This is a genomic window from Kineococcus radiotolerans SRS30216 = ATCC BAA-149 (assembly GCF_000017305.1).
GTDB classification, from domain to species: domain Bacteria; phylum Actinomycetota; class Actinomycetes; order Actinomycetales; family Kineococcaceae; genus Kineococcus; species Kineococcus radiotolerans.
Map to the genome: position 1 here is coordinate 1 of NC_009664.2, position 15,754 is coordinate 15,754.

16 protein-coding genes are annotated in these 15,754 nt (G+C 71.2%); 11 read left to right on the forward strand and 5 right to left on the reverse strand.

From position 1 onward, the window contains the following. Window positions 1-259 precede the first annotated feature (259 nt). Entirely contained in the window at window positions 260-1,120 is an 861-nt protein-coding gene (locus KRAD_RS00005; RefSeq protein WP_011981157.1) for an alpha/beta fold hydrolase, read from the forward strand. 644 nt (window positions 1,121-1,764) lie between these two features. Here KRAD_RS00005 and KRAD_RS00010 read toward each other — a convergent pair. Then, a complete protein-coding gene (locus tag KRAD_RS00010) occupies window positions 1,765-2,523 on the reverse strand; it encodes a TetR/AcrR family transcriptional regulator (RefSeq protein ID WP_041291787.1) in 759 nt (252 codons plus the stop codon). Between the two features lie 246 nt (window positions 2,524-2,769). Here KRAD_RS00010 and KRAD_RS00015 point away from each other — a divergent pair, with 246 nt between their 5' ends. After that, window positions 2,770-3,051 carry a hypothetical protein gene (locus tag KRAD_RS00015; protein ID WP_157873403.1) on the forward strand — a complete coding sequence of 94 codons (282 nt, stop codon included), beginning with the start codon at window positions 2,770-2,772 and terminating at the stop codon, window positions 3,049-3,051. Between the two features lie 161 nt (window positions 3,052-3,212). Further along, a complete protein-coding gene (locus KRAD_RS00020; protein WP_011981160.1) occupies window positions 3,213-4,088 on the forward strand; it encodes an NAD-dependent epimerase/dehydratase family protein in 876 nt (291 codons plus the stop codon). Here KRAD_RS00020 and KRAD_RS23735 read toward each other — a convergent pair. After that, entirely contained in the window at window positions 4,085-4,537 is a 453-nt protein-coding gene (locus KRAD_RS23735; protein ID WP_049821007.1) for a MarR family winged helix-turn-helix transcriptional regulator, read from the reverse strand. The genes KRAD_RS00020 and KRAD_RS23735 overlap by 4 nt on opposite strands. Window positions 4,538-4,605: 68 nt before the next feature. Between KRAD_RS23735 and KRAD_RS00030 the strand changes: the two genes are divergently transcribed. Then, a complete protein-coding gene (locus KRAD_RS00030; protein WP_011981162.1) occupies window positions 4,606-5,637 on the forward strand; it encodes a medium chain dehydrogenase/reductase family protein in 1,032 nt (343 codons plus the stop codon). A gap of 81 nt (window positions 5,638-5,718) precedes the next feature. On the opposite strand, the gene KRAD_RS00035 is transcribed toward KRAD_RS00030, so the two are convergent. Beyond that, entirely contained in the window at window positions 5,719-6,318 is a 600-nt protein-coding gene (locus KRAD_RS00035; RefSeq protein ID WP_011981163.1) for a TetR/AcrR family transcriptional regulator, read from the reverse strand. 87 nt (window positions 6,319-6,405) lie between these two features. Here KRAD_RS00035 and KRAD_RS00040 point away from each other — a divergent pair, with 87 nt between their 5' ends. The 4 genes from KRAD_RS00040 (at window position 6,406) to KRAD_RS00055 (ending at window position 9,911) form a co-directional block, all read left to right on the forward strand. Beyond that, window positions 6,406-7,188: an SDR family oxidoreductase gene (locus KRAD_RS00040; protein ID WP_011981164.1), complete on the forward strand. Its 783-nt coding sequence runs from the start codon at window positions 6,406-6,408 to the stop codon at window positions 7,186-7,188. Window positions 7,189-7,205: 17 nt separating this feature from the next. Then, on the forward strand, window positions 7,206-7,643 hold the full coding sequence (locus KRAD_RS00045; protein WP_041292406.1) for a nitroreductase family deazaflavin-dependent oxidoreductase: 438 nt from the start codon (window positions 7,206-7,208) through the stop codon (window positions 7,641-7,643). A 539-nt stretch (window positions 7,644-8,182) separates the two neighbouring features. Continuing rightward, complete coding sequence (locus tag KRAD_RS00050) at window positions 8,183-9,115, forward strand: NADP-dependent oxidoreductase (RefSeq protein WP_011981167.1); 933 nt, start codon at window positions 8,183-8,185, stop codon at window positions 9,113-9,115. A 361-nt stretch (window positions 9,116-9,476) separates the two neighbouring features. Further along, on the forward strand, window positions 9,477-9,911 hold the full coding sequence (locus KRAD_RS00055; protein WP_011981168.1) for a nitroreductase family deazaflavin-dependent oxidoreductase: 435 nt from the start codon (window positions 9,477-9,479) through the stop codon (window positions 9,909-9,911). A 68-nt stretch (window positions 9,912-9,979) separates the two neighbouring features. Here KRAD_RS00055 and KRAD_RS23740 read toward each other — a convergent pair whose 3' ends face one another. Next, window positions 9,980-10,594 (reverse strand): TetR/AcrR family transcriptional regulator, encoded by a 615-nt coding sequence (locus tag KRAD_RS23740; protein WP_157873405.1) that lies wholly within the window; start codon window positions 10,592-10,594, stop codon window positions 9,980-9,982. 123 nt (window positions 10,595-10,717) lie between these two features. Beyond that, window positions 10,718-11,656 carry an MmyB family transcriptional regulator gene (locus KRAD_RS00065; protein WP_011981170.1) on the reverse strand — a complete coding sequence of 313 codons (939 nt, stop codon included), beginning with the start codon at window positions 11,654-11,656 and terminating at the stop codon, window positions 10,718-10,720. A 305-nt stretch (window positions 11,657-11,961) separates the two neighbouring features. Here KRAD_RS00065 and KRAD_RS00070 point away from each other — a divergent pair, with 305 nt between their 5' ends. The 3 genes from KRAD_RS00070 (at window position 11,962) to KRAD_RS00080 (ending at window position 15,516) form a co-directional block, all read left to right on the forward strand. Next, the gene (locus KRAD_RS00070; RefSeq protein ID WP_011981171.1) at window positions 11,962-12,957 is read left to right on the forward strand and encodes an NADP-dependent oxidoreductase; all 996 of its coding nucleotides are present in this window, start codon (window positions 11,962-11,964) and stop codon (window positions 12,955-12,957) included. A gap of 78 nt (window positions 12,958-13,035) precedes the next feature. Then, a complete protein-coding gene (locus KRAD_RS00075; RefSeq protein WP_011981172.1) occupies window positions 13,036-13,986 on the forward strand; it encodes an NmrA/HSCARG family protein in 951 nt (316 codons plus the stop codon). Between the two features lie 159 nt (window positions 13,987-14,145). After that, the gene (locus KRAD_RS00080; protein WP_011981173.1) at window positions 14,146-15,516 is read left to right on the forward strand and encodes an FAD-binding oxidoreductase; all 1,371 of its coding nucleotides are present in this window, start codon (window positions 14,146-14,148) and stop codon (window positions 15,514-15,516) included. Window positions 15,517-15,754: the final 238 nt, after the last annotated feature.

Genomic DNA, 15,754 nt, shown 5'->3' on the forward strand with positions numbered 1-15,754 from the left:
CGGCGGGTTCTGCCCGCTGGCGCGGTCGAAACCCGCCGCCGGCAGATACCGGGTTTGATGTTCAACTGAAGAACTGCCGTCGCGCTCCTTCGTTCCGAAGGAAACTACTCCCCACCGGGGCCTGAGGGCCCCGACATGGGAAACTCCCACCGTTGCCAAGAACACCCGCAGCCTTTTGTGCGACTTTCGACGTGGGTATTGACGCGGATAGCTAACATCACAGCTCCGTGCCGTAGAGGTTAGCCAACTGGAGGTCGACATGACCGGACACCCGACCCAGCACCTGCACCTCGACGAAGGAACCCTCGCCTACGACCTCACCGGCGAAGGCCCCCTCGTCGTCCTCGCCCACGGCATGGGCGACAGCCGTCACTCCTACCGCCACCTCGCCCCCGCCCTGATCGCCGCCGGCTACCGTGTGGCCGACCTCGATTTGCGCGGCTGCGGGGAGTCCAGCCTCGGCTGGACGGGCTACAGCCGCACCGACATCGCCGGCGACCTGATCGCCCTGGTCCGTCACCTCACCGGTACCAGCGGTGAGCGAGCGGTCCTGGTGGGTCACTCCATCAGCGGCGGCGCCGCCACCATCGCCGCCACCACCACACCGGAGCTGATCGCCGGCCTGGTCGAGCTGGCGCCCTTTACCCGCAAGCAGTCCACCGACGTCCGCGGCCTGCTGCACTCCCAGCGCTACCGCTCCTCAGGCACCCTGCTGGGCAAGACCCTTCTGCTGGGCAGCCTGCCCGCCTGGATGAACTACCTGGAGCTGGCCTATCCCACCAAGCCCACCGACTGGGCGGCCGAGCGGACCCGCATCGAGGCCACGATGAGTGAGCCCGGCCGGATGAAGGTTCTGCAGGCCATGGCCAAGTCCAGCGCCGCCGACGCCGGCGCCCACCTGCCCAACGTGCGCTGCCCGGTCCTCATCGTCCAGGGCAGCCTGGACCCCGACTGGGCCGACCCCCGCGCCGAGGGCGAGCGCGTCCTCGCCGAACTGCCCGCCGGCCTCGGGCAGCTGGCGCTCATCGACGGCGGCGGGCACTACCTGCACGCCCAGGTGCCTGAGCAGCTGCTGCCCCTGATCCTGCCCTTCCTGGCCCGGACGCTGACCCGTGCCTAAAGCAGGCCTGGCCACCGTCACAGGGGCCGTGGCCGTGGCCGTGGCCGTGGCCGTGGCCGACGAGCCGGGCAAGGTCGTCGGGAACACCGTCTAGGGCCGGACCGGTAGCGCCGCCCTGGCTGCGAGCGCCGCCGCGCTGCGCACCTACGTCAAGGAGCACTCCGGTCGCTACGCCGTGATCAACAGCTCTCTCTGCTCCCGGCCGGACAACCCCTTCACCGTCGCCGCTGGCGTGCGCCGAGCCTTCTGGCCCTCGACGCGCGTATCCAGCTGCCGTGAATGCACACGCTGTGCCACACATGGGTCACCACCCTGCGCTACGAAGAGCCCGCACCACCCTGGAGCGCCACCCCGACGACATCCTCACCGCCTACACAGCCTCCCGCGGCTGAACGGCCTCACTCACCTGCCGATGTCTGGATGCAGGCCGAGCACGACGATCATGTGCACGTCGTGCTGGGGCTCACGCCGAAAGGGCAGTCACATCGGTCTGAAGATCTGTCACATGGCGTGGTCATCATGGTGCTGAGCCTCGGTCGCTCGGGTCTGCTGCCCGGGGCACGGTGGGCGGCGACCCGGCGGCGGGTCGGCGGGTCGGCGGCGAGTAGGCGGGCCGCCGGTGCTGACCGCGACCGCGCTGGCCGCTAGGCAGGCCCGTGATCGACGAGCTTGCTGAGCCACTCGCGCAGCAGGCCGGCCTCAGCGGGGCTGAACCGACCTGAGGTCAGCGGGTCGAGGCCGCCCTGGGGCGAGACGACGGCGAGCAGGGCAGCGGCGCGGGCGCAGGTGCTCGCCTCAAGGTCCGCGTCTGGGGTCGGGGCGGTGGTCAGCGCGTCGAGCACCATGTCGCGCAGCGGCCTGATCAGACCCGGGTCGCGCTGGGGTTCAGGCTGCGCGAGCAGCAGGAGGACCGCCCCCGTGGTGGAGGCCTCGATCGAGCGGGTCGCCGTCTCCACCGGCACCTTGAGTCGTCCTCGGCTGTTGGCGCGCTCGAGCATGTGTCGCAGGATGTCCTGGTTCTCCTGGGCCGCCGCCGGCCGGCGCCCTGGCCGCAGGTTGCCGTACATGAGCGTGTAGACCGCGGGGTTCGTCAGCCCGAACTCCACGTGGATGTCCCATCCCCGGCGGAGGTCCTCGACCGGGTCCTGGCTCGGTGCGAACGTCCGCTTCTCGGCCAGGTAGGTCTCGAACCCGTAGCTGGCGACGGCATCCAGCAGCTCGTCCTTGCCTCCGAAGAGGCGGTACAGCGTGGGGGTCTGCACCCCGGCGGCCGCCGCCACGGCGCGCGTGGAGATGCCGGTGAGACCGGCCTCGGCCAGCAGCTTCGCGGCGGCGTCGAGGATGCGTTCGCGCTGGTGGTCTTGACCGCCGCCCGCAGCTGTTCGTTCGAAGTCGCTCGCCATGTGCCGATGGTAACGCCAGCTCGTTGACATTGACATTGACGTCGTAACGTTCATAGTGTTGCCATCGTCAACGACAGAGGTAAGGCCTGGCGGAAGAAGTGAGGGCATGGGCAACCAGGAGTGGCTCGAGCAGGTGCGTCCGGGCACCGGCGGTCTGGAGGTGACGCGCAGGGGCTGAGCTGCCCGGGTACGGGCAAACTCCCTGACGACACCGACGAGGTGTCCGCGGACGGCACCTTGGAGACAGTGCTGACTCAGGGCGGGACGCTCTTCAAGACCGCGGACGCACGCGGGTCGAGAGCCACCCGCCTCGTCACCGACCTCTACAACCACGCCCCAGAACTCGACCCTGAAACCCTCACCGGGGCAGCCCTCACCCTCGAACACCTCCCCGCCACTTCGACAGCCTCGACTGAACTCGCGTCAGCCCAACGCAGGCGTTCGGCTCTGGGGTGCCCGGCGGGCGGCTCGCTCGCCATCGCCAACACGCCTGCGTACGAGGCGGCTTCGCGCGAGCTGTCGGCCTGACAGTCGCCCACCACGGCCGCCGCTTCGGACTCGATCAGATCGCGCTCCGCACGAGCGGGCAGGTCGACCCACCTGAGCGGTGAGCCAGACCAACACCCTCTCCGACGTCGCCCGACGTCGGCAGTCACCACACCCTCACCCCTTTTCAGGAGGACCCCTCGATGTCCGTACTCCTCACCGGCGCCACCGGACACATCGGTTCAGCCGTGCTCCGATCCCTCATCGCACGCAGTCATGACGTCGTCGCGCTCGTGCGCAGCTCCGCCGGGGCAGAACTCGTTTCCGGGCAGGGCGCCAGAGCGGTGGTCGGCGACATCACCGACCAGGTTCTCCTGCGGGACCTGATGAGCCGTGTGGACGGCGTCGTGCACACCGCCTCACCCGGCGACGCCACGAGCGCGCAGGTCGACACCACCGTCGTCGACCTCGCGATCAGCACCCTGGGCGGCACGAACATCCCCTACGTCCACACCGGCGGGGTGTGGATCTTCGGTTCCGGCAGCGACCTCGTCGAGACCGACGCACCCAACCCCTTGCCGATCACCGCCTGGCGTCTCAGCATCGAAGACCGGCTGCGCGCATCTGCGGTGCGCTCGACGATCATCGCTCCGACCGTCGTCTACGGATACGGCCGCGGGATCCCCAACGTCCTGGCCGGGAACGAGAACGGGGGCGCAGGCGGGGAGGTTCGGCTCGTCGGGGACGGCAGGCAGCACTGGGCGACCGTCCACGCCGACGACCTCGCCGATCTGTACGTGCTGGCTCTGGAGAAGGCGGGCTCCGACGACTACTTCCTGGGGGCCTCGGGGGCCAACCCCACCGTGCGCGAACTCGGCGAAGCCGCGGCCCACGGCCGCCCGGTCGTGGAGGAGTCCATCGACGCCACCCGCGAGCGCCTGGGGGCGATGTTCGCCGACGCCCTCCTGCTCGACCAGCAGGCCTTCGGGCGTCACGCGCGTGAGGACCTCGGCTGGACGCCCACGCACCCGACCCTCCTCGAGGAGCTCGCCTCGGGTGGCTACCAGCGCCTGTCTTAGGAGAGCCCGGGTTCGCAGGTGTTCTTCCCGATCAACGGTTCGAGTGCGCTGAGCACAGCACGCAGATCCTCGACGGGCAGGTCCTCGACGGGCAGGGTGGTCAAGGGTGAGGCCGCCACCACGGCCGCGGTCATCGCGGCGTAAGCCTGCCGGCCGCGGTCGGTGAGCTGCAGCAGGCGCCGTCGCCGATCGTCCGGGTCCGTCACGCGCTGAGCCAGCTGCAGGCTCTCCAAGGAGGTGGCCAGCAGCGTCACGTTGGAGGGGTCGCACGCCAGGTGGTGCGCCACGGTACCCATCGGGACCGGGCCCTGCGTGCCCAGCAGCCAGATCAGGCCCGCCCCGCTCTCACTGACACTGAAGGCGGCCAACGCGGTGGCGGCCGCCCGGTGGTGCAGTTCGGCGAGGTGCTGCACCACCTCGGCGACGCGCAGGACCTGCTTGGGGTTCATCCTCATCCAATCCTTGATTTTTTCAAGCTCTACCATATGCTTGATCCATTCAACGATAGGAAGTGTCCGTGAGCTGGTCCAACGGCCGTGCCGTCATCGTCAGCCGTCGCGGTGGGCCCGAGCATCTGCGGGTGCTCGAGACACGGTTCCCCGACCCGGCACCCGGCTCGGTGCGCATGGCCGTGCAAGCCGCCGGCGTCGCCTACGGTGACGTCCTGCTGCGCGAAGGCCTGGTGCCGAAGACGTCCTACCCGGTCACCCCCGGCTACGACGCCGTCGGCGTGGTCGACGCCGTCGGCGAGGGCGTCACCAGCCCCGCGCTGGGGCAGCGGGTGCTGGCGCGCACCGAGGGCCGCGGCGGCTACGCCACCCACGTCCAGGTGAGCGCCGACTTCACCGTTCCCGTCCCCGCGGACCTGGAGGCGGGCGCCCTGGTCGCGCTGCCGCTGAACTACCTCTCCGCCTGGCAGATGCTGACCCGCGTCGCCCTCACCCCCGCCGAGGGCACGGTGCTCGTGCACGGCGCCGCCGGCGGTGTCGGCAGCGCGCTGGTCGAGCTGGCCCGGCTGCGCGGTCTGCGCGTCATCGGCACCGCCTCCGCCGCACGCCTGCCCGCCCTGACCGAGCAAGGCGCCTCAGCGGTGGACCGCGGCGGCGACTGGGTGCGGGGGGTCCGGGCGCTGGCCCCGGGAGGTGTGGACACCGTCTTCGACGGAGTCGGCGGGTTCACCAGCCGGCGCTCCTTCGCCCTGCTGGCGCCCGGTGGCCACCTCGTGGTCTACGGCATCACCTCCGGCCTGGCGGGCGGGCGACGCAGCCCGGCCGCGCTCGCTCGCACCGCCGCCGGCACCCTGCGCCAGTCGGCGCTGGGCCTGTTCAGCAAGGGCCTGGGCATCGACGGGTACATGTCGGCGACCTACGTGCCCGCCCACCCCCGGCGCTTCCGCGAGGACCTCACCGAACTCGTCGCCCTCCTGCAGCGTGGGGCCATCTCCCCGACAATCGCCGCGCGGCTGCCGCTGGAGCGGGCCCAGGAGGCCCACCGCCAGCTCGCGGGCGGAGTCAGCGGCAAGATCGTCCTGGAGGTGGCGCCAGCGTGATTCCACTCGCTGCTGAAAGCACCGACATGCTCACCTCCTGCGAGCACCCTTCGAGCATCGGAAGAGGCAGGCGATGACGCCCTACCGCCGCTCGCTCCCGTGCGGTGCTGCCGCCGGGATGCTGGTGGCGCGGCGGACCATCTCGGAGAGGAAGCGCTTGCGGTCGGCGTGAACGCGCGCGCTGTCAGCACTCGTGGTGGTGCGCACGACACTGATCGCCGACCAGGTCATGGCCATCGCCACGACCAGTGAGAGCACCTGCGAGGGGTCCAGTGCCGGGTCGATGCTGCCGTCCGCCTGCGCCTGCCGCAGGGCCTGCAGCTTCGCCTCGTGGCCCACCGCGTCGGGGATCAGGTCGCCCGTAGGGACACGCTCCAGGCGCGCCCATCCCGCCAGGCGCACGAACTCGGGGTGCTTGCGGTGCGCGTCGTACAACCGGGCCGCGTAGCCGGGCAGGTCCTGCGCCGTGAAAGGGACGGCGTCCATCACCGCGGCGGTGTGCTCAGCGAAGACGGCGTCGAACAGGCCGTCCTTGTTGCCGAAGTAGTCGTACATCTGCGCCTTGCTGGTCGCAGCAGCCGCCGCGATCCGGTCGACCCTGGCTCCCGCGATGCCGTGCTGGGCGAACTCGGCCGCCGCCGCTTGCAGTACTCGCCGCCTGGTCGCCTGTCCGTCTCGCACACCCCATCCTACCGACCCGTTGGTTGACTCACGATCGACGAACTCGTACCGTTGAGCCTACCAACTAGTCAGTAGCAAGGAGACCTCATGAGCACCACCGTCCTGATCACCGGCGCCGGCAGCGGATTCGGCCGCGGCACGGCGCTGGCCCTGGCCCTGGCCCGACTGGGCCACCGCGTCATCGCCGGCGTGCAGATCTGGCCCCAGGCGTGGGAGCTGCGCGCCGCGGCCGAACGCGCGGGCGTCGAGCTGGAAGTCATCAAGCTGGACCTGTACAGCGAGATCGACCGAGCACACGCCCTCACCTACGACATCGACGTGCTCTTCAACAACGCCGGCATCGCCAACAGCGGGACCCTCACCGACATCCCGATGTCGCTGGTGCGCGAAAACTTCGAGACCAACGTGTTCGCTCCACTGGAGCTGACCAAGGGCTTCGTGCGCAAGATGATCGCGCGCGGCAGCGGGAAGATCGTCTTCAACTCCTCCGACGCTGGCCTGCAGACGCCGCCCTTCGGTGGCGCGTACAGCGCCACCAAGTACGCGATCGAGGCCATCGCTGCCACGCTGCGTGAAGAGCTCAAGCCCCAGGGCATCACGGTGGCGACGGTGCAGCCCGGCTTCTACCTCACGGGATTCAACGACACCGCACTGGAGGCTTCGACCTACTGGTACGACCCGGCGACCGCACTACTGCCAGGTTGGAAGCCGCCCTACACCCTGCAGGGCCAGGAGGACCCCCAGCCGATGATCGACGTCATCGTCAAGGTCATCACCGGTGAGAACAAGCGCTACCGCAACGTCTTCCCGCCCTCCATGGAGCAGGAGACCCGCCAGGCCCAGGCCGCCGAGTGGGACCTGATGCTCTAATGACGGGCGATGCTTCGATGACCTGCCAGACTCACCGGCCCGCGATCGGTGACGACGTCCGCAGAGCGCTCGAGATCGACCGCTCGTCCTCCGCGTGGGAGCGCACGGTCGACATCACCACGACCGGTCGACGCTCTGGACGCGCACGGCGCATCGAGACCTGGTTCTACCGGGCGGACGGCAGGTTGTACCTCAGCGGCCTCCCGGGACGCCGGGACTGGGCGGCCAACCTCCAGGCCCACCCCGCCTTCACTCTGCACGTGAAGCACGGGGCCCGGGCCGACCTCTGCGCGACGGCTCGTCCGGTGAGCGACGCGCAGGAACGTCGGCGCATCCTCAGCGCGTTCGTCGAGGACATGAACCAGCCGCACAACCCCGCCAGGATCGCCCAACCGACGCGACTGGAGGACTGGATGGCCGACAGTCCGCTCTTCGAGGTGCTGCTGGACGACTAGCGCGGTCATGCGGGCGGGACGCACCGTCCGCGCTGAACCCCGCCACTTGCGCGTCGTCTGGCGACGCCCACACCGCGATGAACGCTCGGTGTGGGCGCCGTCGACTCAACGTCATGATCGGCCCGCTTCCTTCGGGTCTGGACTGCGGGCGGCACCCTCATGACCCTCCGCAGCTCGCCGGTAGACGTCCTCCTGTGAGCGGCCAGCACGATCACACGGGGCGTACGGATGCGGCCTTCAAGCTCACGACGACACGGGTGTCCATCCGCACACCGACCAGGACCACCACCAGCCCTCCGACCAGGACCACCACAAGCCCTCCGACCACGCCGACGACCACGCTGACGGCAGCGGGCTCTCCTGGTCCCAGGCGGTGGGCCCGGCGTGCTCAGCGATGCAGCCGAGAGAGCGCGACTTCGAAGGTGGGCCGATCTGGCCCAGGCTGAGCGCGCCAGGACCTGCGAGCTTTAGTGCGTCACCAAGACCGCGGACCGGATCCGCGGCGCTCTTCAACAACTCCCACGAAAGCAGGATCAGCGATGAAGGCAGTGCGGTTCCACGAAGTCGGCGGCCCCGAAGTCCTCCAGCACGAAGACATCGACCTCCCCACCCCCGGACCCGGTCAGGTCCGGGTGCGGGTGGCCGCCTCAGCGTTCAACGCCGCCGATAACGGCATGCGCGCCGGCTTCCTGCCCATCCCCGTCGTGCTGCCGCACATCCCCGGCTACGACGTCTCCGGCACCGTCGACGCCCTCGGCGACGACGTCGAAGACCTGACCGTCGGCGACGCCGTCATCGGCTTCCTGCCCATGGAACGCGACGGCGGCGCCGCCCAGTACGTGATCGCTCCAGCGCAGGCGCTGGTCACCGCCCCCACCACCATCCCCCTGCCCGACGCAGCAGCCCTGCCCTCGGTGGCCCTGACCGCCTGGCAAGCCCTCTTCGACGACGGCGAGCTCACCGCCGGGCAGCGGATCCTCATCAACGGCGCCGGGGGTGTGGTCGGCAAGTACGCCACCGCCCTGGCCAAGCGCGCCGGGATCCACGTGATCGCCACCGCCAGTCCCCGCAGCGCCGACGCCGTCCGCGCCGCCGGCGCCGATGAGATCATCGACCACACCACCACCGACGTGCTGAGTGCTGTCGGGGAGCAGGTCGACGTCCTGCTGAACCTCGCCCCCATCGACCCCGAGCAGTTCAGCGCTCTGGTCGCAGCGGTCCGCGACGGCGGCAAGGTCGTCAGCACCACCGCCTTCATGGCCACCCCCAGCGACGAGACCCGCGGCGTCACCGCCTCCACCGTGTTCGTCCTGCCGAACCGCGAGCGCCTGGCCGAACTGGTCTCCCTCGTCGACGACGGCGCCTTGCACGTCGAGGTCACCCGCCGCATCCCGCTGGCCGACCTGCCCGCCCTGCACGCCGAAGCCGCCACCGGCCGCATCCCGGGCAAGGTCGTCATCCTGCCCGAGTGAAGCCATCACGAGCCCGGCGTGGAACCCCACCAGAGACGCACCCACAGAACACTGGGCCCGAACAGCGACTCAGCATTGTCGGCGGGGTCACAGGGACCCAGGGACCCAGGGACCCAGGGACCCAGGGTTGACCTTGCCCGACGTCGTCGACTCCTTCGCGCAGCCGCAGCCGCGGCGCAGCGACGACGAGGCGAGCCGCGCCCGTCGGAGAGTGCGGCAGCAGATGAACGTGGGTGAGTTCCGGTGGGGGGTTCGTCGCGGCCGTCCGCGACTGAGCCCGGCGCTCACCGCAACTGAACCGGCCCAGCCCAGCCCAGCCCAGCCTCATACGGTGCCGGCAGCGACGAGCGAGGAGACCAGCATGACCGATCCGAAGGACTTCAATGAGCGCACCATCGCCGAGTTCCGTGCGAACGGTGGCCAGGTGGGTGGCCCCTTCGCCGGGGCACCGATGGTCCTGCTGCACCACATCGGCCGCAAGAGCGGCACGGAGTTCATCACCCCGATGATGTACCTGCCCGCCGACGGCGGCGAGGACGCCGTCCACGTCTTCGCTTCCAACGGCGGCGCACCAGGAAACCCGAGCTGGTACTACAACCTCACCGCCGCAGGCAACGCCCGCCTGGAGCGGGGCACGGAGACCTTCTCGGTCTCCGTGCGGGAGCTGATCGGCGGTGAGCGGGATGTGATGTACGCCGAGCAGGCCCGCCGCTTTCCCGGTTTCGCGGGATACGAGGAGCAGACGCGCGGTGTCCGCACCATTCCGGTGCTGGAACTGAGGCGCACGACACCCTGAGGAGGAGGCGTCCTGGGCGCTGCAGGGCGCCGCCGGGGGCTGCCGGGGGCTGCCGGGGGCTGCAGGGCTCAGCGGGTGGCGCGCTCGGCGATCTGCGCCCGCAGGCCGGCCACCACCGTCTCGAGGCCGAAGTCCCAAGACATCGAGGGATCCTCGATGCCGCGCAAGGTGTGGAACTGCGGGAAGTCCGTGGCCGGGAGCGCCTCGATGTCCGTCTCCGGTGACGGGCCCTGCGCTTCCTGGCTGCGCTCGAGCCCGGCGGTGAGCGCGGTGTGGACGGCGATCTTCACCGCCCCGTAGGCGTCCTGCGCCTCCAGACCCGCCTCGCGGAAGGCGGCCAGGGCGACCTCGAAGGACGCGGCGGCGCGCGGGCCCTGCACGGGCCGGCGCATCAGGATCGCGAAGGCACCGGGGTGTCGCAGGGCCAGCCCACCCATCGCGGTGTGGAAGCGGCGTACCCACGCCTCCCAGCCCAGCGGCTCCAAGGGCAGGTCCGCCTCCTCGAACAAGACCTCCACGATCCCGTCGCTCACCGCCTCACGGGTGTTCACGTGGTTGTACAGCGAGGTCACGTGCACACCGAGGGCGGCGGCGATCCGCCGCATGGTGACCGCTTCCAAGCCCTCGTGGTCGGCCATGGCCACCGCCGCCGCGAGGATCCGTCCTCGCGTCAGTGGTGTCACCGGGTGATCGTAGAGGCTCACCGCTCGTGCAGCAGGACGGGCCGGTCGTGGAGGCAGGCGCGGATGCGGGCGTGGGCGTAGGTGTCCTGATGGTGCGCTGCGACGTCACAGGCCGCGGAGCGCTCAGCCTAGGTCAGCGCGGCTCACCTCCCGGCTCACCTCCTGGCCCACCGGCCGCCCCTGCACTCTGACTCCATGCCGGCTCACCGGCTGCTCTTCCTGCCGGCCCACCTCCACGACGGCCCGGCCCTCGCTCGCGCCGACCAGCTCCGCCAGCCGGGCCTCGTCGGCCGAACCCGGCGCCGCGGTCAGCATCACGGCCGCCAGGTCGTCCCCGGGGATGGCGATGAGGTTGCCCACCAGCGTGACGGAGTCGCCGTCGGACTGGGTGAACGTCGCGCTGCTCTCGTAAGCCGCCACCGGCCGCGGCGCGCGCCACAACGCGTCGAAGCGCCGGCTGGTGCTGCGCAGGTCGTCCACCATCGCGGCCAGGGCGGTGTCGGCGGGGTAGCGCAGCAGGGAGTTTCTCAGCTGGGTCACCAGGACCGCCTCGTGATCGTCCGCGTCGGCCTCGGACTGCTTGAAGGCCTCGAACGGGTCACGGAAGGCACGCCAGGCCACGTTCCACTGCCAGCGGTCCCCAGTGAGGTTCCAGTGCTCCAGGGCCAGGAAGGCGCTGTTGACCGCGACGACGTTCATCGCCGCGTCGGAGACGACCATCGGGGTGTCGGCGAAGCGCTCCAGCAGCCGCGTCGCGCCCGGGCCCAGATCGGTGGGCACCTGTCCCTCGGCGGCGGCGTAGCCGGCCAGCGCGCACAGCCGCTCGTAGTCCGCGCGCCCGGCCCGCAGCGCGCGGGCGATGGCGTTGACCACCCCGGCGGAGGGGTGACTGCGGCCCTGCTCCAAGCGGCGGACGTAGTCGGCGGACATCCCCGCCAGCTCGCCGAGCTCCTCGCGCCGCAGCCCGCGCACCCGCCGGCCGCCCGGCGCCAGCCCCACCGCGGCAGGGGCCGTGTTCTCGCGCAGGTGGCGCACCGCGGCGCCGAACTCAAGATGTTGCACGGCGCGAGTGTGGCAGAAAATCGACCGACAGTGTAGGTCTCCTCTGAGCCGACGGTGCAAGTCATCGCTGCCGACCGTCGCGCGCGGCGCACTGCGCCCTACTCACACCCGCTGAACCCGAGCGGGCCTCACCGGCGGGACCGAGCGGGCCTCACCGGCGGGACCGAGTGGTCCTCACCGGCGGGACCGAGCGGGCTTCAAAGTGGGCCAGCTCGGCCCAGGATGAGCGCGCCGCAGCCTGCCACCTTGGGTCACGTCCCCACGACGAGCACGACGACAGCACACCCACGAGAGCAGGTTCGGTCATGAAGGCGGTGCGCTTCCACGACTTCGGTGGTCCCGAGGTCCTGCGCCACGAGGACGTCGAGCCGCCCGTCCCCGGCGTGGGGCAGGTGCGGATCCGCGTCGCCGCCACGTCCTTCAACGGCCTCGACGTCACCCTGCGGGCCGGCGACCTGCGCGACAGGTCACCGCTCCGGCTGCCGCACACCCCCGGTCTCGACGTCGCCGGTACCGTCGACGCCCTCGGTCCCGGCGTGGACGAGATCAGCATCGGCGACCGGGTGGTCGGCCTCCTGCCGATGACGGCGCCCGGGGCGGCAGCGCAGCACGTGCTCGCCCCGGCGCAGGTCCTGGCGGGGGTGCCCCGCAGGCTTCCGCTGACGGATCTGGCGGCTCTGCCGCTGGTGGGCCTGACCGCCTGGCAAGCACTGTTCGACCACGGCGGCCTCATGGCCGGGCAGCGAGTGCTGATCAACGGGGTCGGCGGAGCGGTCGGCGGGTACGCCGTGCAGTTGGCCGTGGAGACCGGTGCACAGGTGCTCGTCACGGCCCGCCCCAGCAGCACCGTCCGGGTCAAGGCCGCGGGCAGCGACGAGGGCACCGTCCACACGCTGGACCACGCGCTGGACCACGCGCTGGACCACACGCTGGACCCCGCGCTCGTCGACGTCGCACACGCGGTGGTCGAACCCGTCGACCTCGTCCTGAACCTCGCGCCGACCGGTGCGAAACAGCTGGCCGCGATGGTTCCGCTGATCCGCGACGGCGGCAGGCTCGTGAGCACCACCGCGTGGATACCCACCCCCTGCGACGAGGAGCGGGGTGTGCAGGGCGTGAACCTGTCCGTACGCAGCGACGCCGACCAGCTCGCCGACCTCGTCGCCCGCGTGAGCACCGGCGAGCTACTCGTCAACGTCGCTGAGCGGGTGGCGCTGGCCGACCTACCCGCCCTGCACGCCCGGGCCCACGCCGGCGAGCTGCCGCCGGGCAAGGTCGTCGTCCTCATCCCCCCGGCCTAGCACCCACCATTCCACCCCACCCACCGCTCCACCCCACCCACCACTCCACCCCACCCACCGCTTCACCCAGGAGGACCCATGTCCAACCAGCAGCTCATCACTGTCATCGGTGCCACCGGGACCCAGGGCGGCGCGGTTGCGCGTGCCCTGCAGGCCGATGGCACCTTCGCCGTCCGCGCCGTCACCCGTGATGCCACCTCCGCCCGAGCGCAGGCCCTCGCCGACCTCGGCATCGAGGTGGTCGAGGCGGAGCTCAGCGACGAGGACAGTCTGCGGAAGGCGTTCGACGGCGCGCACGGCGCGTTCCTGGTCACCCCGTTCTGGGAACACCGCTCCCCTGAACGGGAACTGACCGAGGTGCGTACCCTCATCGCCGCCGCCCGCGGCGCCCAGCTGCAGCGCGTGGTGTGGTCCACGCTGGAGGACACCCGCCAGGCCATCGCCGCCGACGACCAGCGCATGCCCGTCATCCGCGACGGCCGCGGCGAGGAGTACCGGGTGCCGCACTTCGACGTCAAGGGCGGTGAGGCCGACGCGCTCTTCGCCGCCTCCGGGCTACCGGTGACCTACCTGCTGATGTCCTTCTACTGGGACCAGCTGCTCGGCGACCTTGCCCCCCAGCGCGACGAGGACGGAACCCTCGCGCTGCACCTGCCCGTGGGGGACGCCCCCGTGGCCGGCATCGCCTCCGACGACATCGGCCGCGTCGTGCTGCGGGTGCTGCAGGACCCCTCCACCATCGGCGCCACCGTCCCCGCCGTCAGCGATGTCCTCACCGGCGAGCAGATGGCCGCCGCGTTCAGCGCGGTGCTCGGCGAGCAGGTGGCCTACCGACCGCTGACCCCGGCGCAGTTCCGCGCTTTCCCCGTCCCCGGCGCCGAGGAACTGGGGAACATGTTCCAGTACTACGCCGAGTTCCCTGAGTCCTACAACGGGCGCCGCGACCTGGCCACCGCGCACGCGCTCAACCCCGAACACCTGAACTTGACCGGTTTCCTCACCGCCCACCGGGCCCGACTCACCCGCTGAGAGCTGCACGCGTCGACCGGCAACCTGAGTCAGCCGCCTGAGTCAGCCGCCTGAGTCAGCCGCCTGAGCCCCAGCTTGACCGTCCCGGCCCCGGCCGTCCCGACCTCGACGCAACCGTCTCGCCCCTCACCCTGCCCGTCTCGACTTCAGGAGCTCCGGATGTCCACGATGCTCGACCACGACGCGTCCGCGTCGCCGCGCCTGCTCGTCGCGGCCGACTCGCAGGCTTACACCGCCGCGACGCAGCCCCACAACTCCTCCGTGCAGCAGCGGCCCGTTCGCGTTGCCGCCGCCTCCCACCCGCAGGACCTCGCGGTCGCGCTGGCCGAGGTCGCCGCGCTCGAGCGCTCCCTCGGCAGGTCCCTCGAGGTCGTGCCGCAGGCCACCGGTCACGGCGCCGGAGCGCCGGTGGGGAACTCGGCGGTGCTCCTGGACACCTCCCAGCTCACCGACGTCGTCATCGACCCTGAGGCCCGCATCGCCGTGGTCGGCGCCGGGGCGACCTGGGCCGCGGTCAACGCCGCCGCTGAGCGGCACGGCCTGCTCGGGCTCGCCGGCTCCGCACCCACCGTCTCGGTGTCCGGGTACACCTTCGGCGGCGGCATCGGCTGGCTAGTCCGGCGCGATGGCCTGGCCAGCGGAGCGCTGCGCGCCGTCCACTACGTCGACGGCGCAGGCCGCTCCCGCACCGCGGCCGACGATGCCACCGACCCCATCGACCGCGACGCCATCTGGGCCTTCCGCGGCGCCGGCGGGGTCGGTATCGCCCACACCCTGGAAATCGACCTCGTGCCAGCAGCGCACCTGCACGCCGGGGCCCTGCTGTGGCACGCCGACGCGCTGCCCGACCTCGTCTCGGCGTGGTCGCACGCCCTCCCAACGCTGGCCACCAGCGCCTCGTCCAGCATCGGCGTGCTCCACGTGCCACCGCTGCCCCTCTTCCCCCAGACACTGCACGGGAAGGTCACCGTGCACCTGGCCATCGCCGACCCCGACGGCCCCGATGCGGCGGCCCCGCTGCTGGAGGCGATGCGGGCGGTGGCACCGCCCGTGCTCGACACCTGGGGCCCGACCGACGCGGCAGGACTCGCACGCATCCACCTCGACCCCCCGACGGCGACTCCTGCCGTCGGCGACGCGCGGTGGCTGGACGCCTCGACCCCTGACATCGCCGCGGCACTGCTGGCCACCGCCGCCGATGATGACGCGGGCGTGGTGATGATGGAGATCCGCCACGTAGCCGGCGCCCCGACGCGGCGCCCGGGTGCGGTCACCACAGCGCCGGGCGACTTCATCTACCACGCGGTCGCACCGCTGAACCTCATCCCCCGCGAGCGCATCGAGGCAGCGTTCGCCCGAGCACGCGCGGTGTGGTCGAGCGCCGACGCCGGCACGACACCGGGCTCGTGGCTCGAGGGCGCAGCGAACGTGCCGGATGCGCTGACGCCGGGTGTCCGGACGCGGGCGGCCGCAGCCGCTGCCGCCGTCGACCCCGACACCCGCATCCGCCGCTCACGCCTGCTCGGCTGACGCCTTCTCGAGAGCACCCCGACGAACAACCGGGGCGGGGAGCCGTTGTGCCCAGCGGTCTCCGACCCGGCACCACCGGCCGGCACCATCGGCCGGCACCATCGGCCGGCATCGCCACAGCGCGACGCCGACGCAGTAGCACCCCCAGGAAGATTCACCGCGTTCACGCCTGGTGATCTGCAGGGCAGCCTCGTGCTCCACCCGTTCACACCTGCAGGGGGCAGGGCGGCGTCGGTGA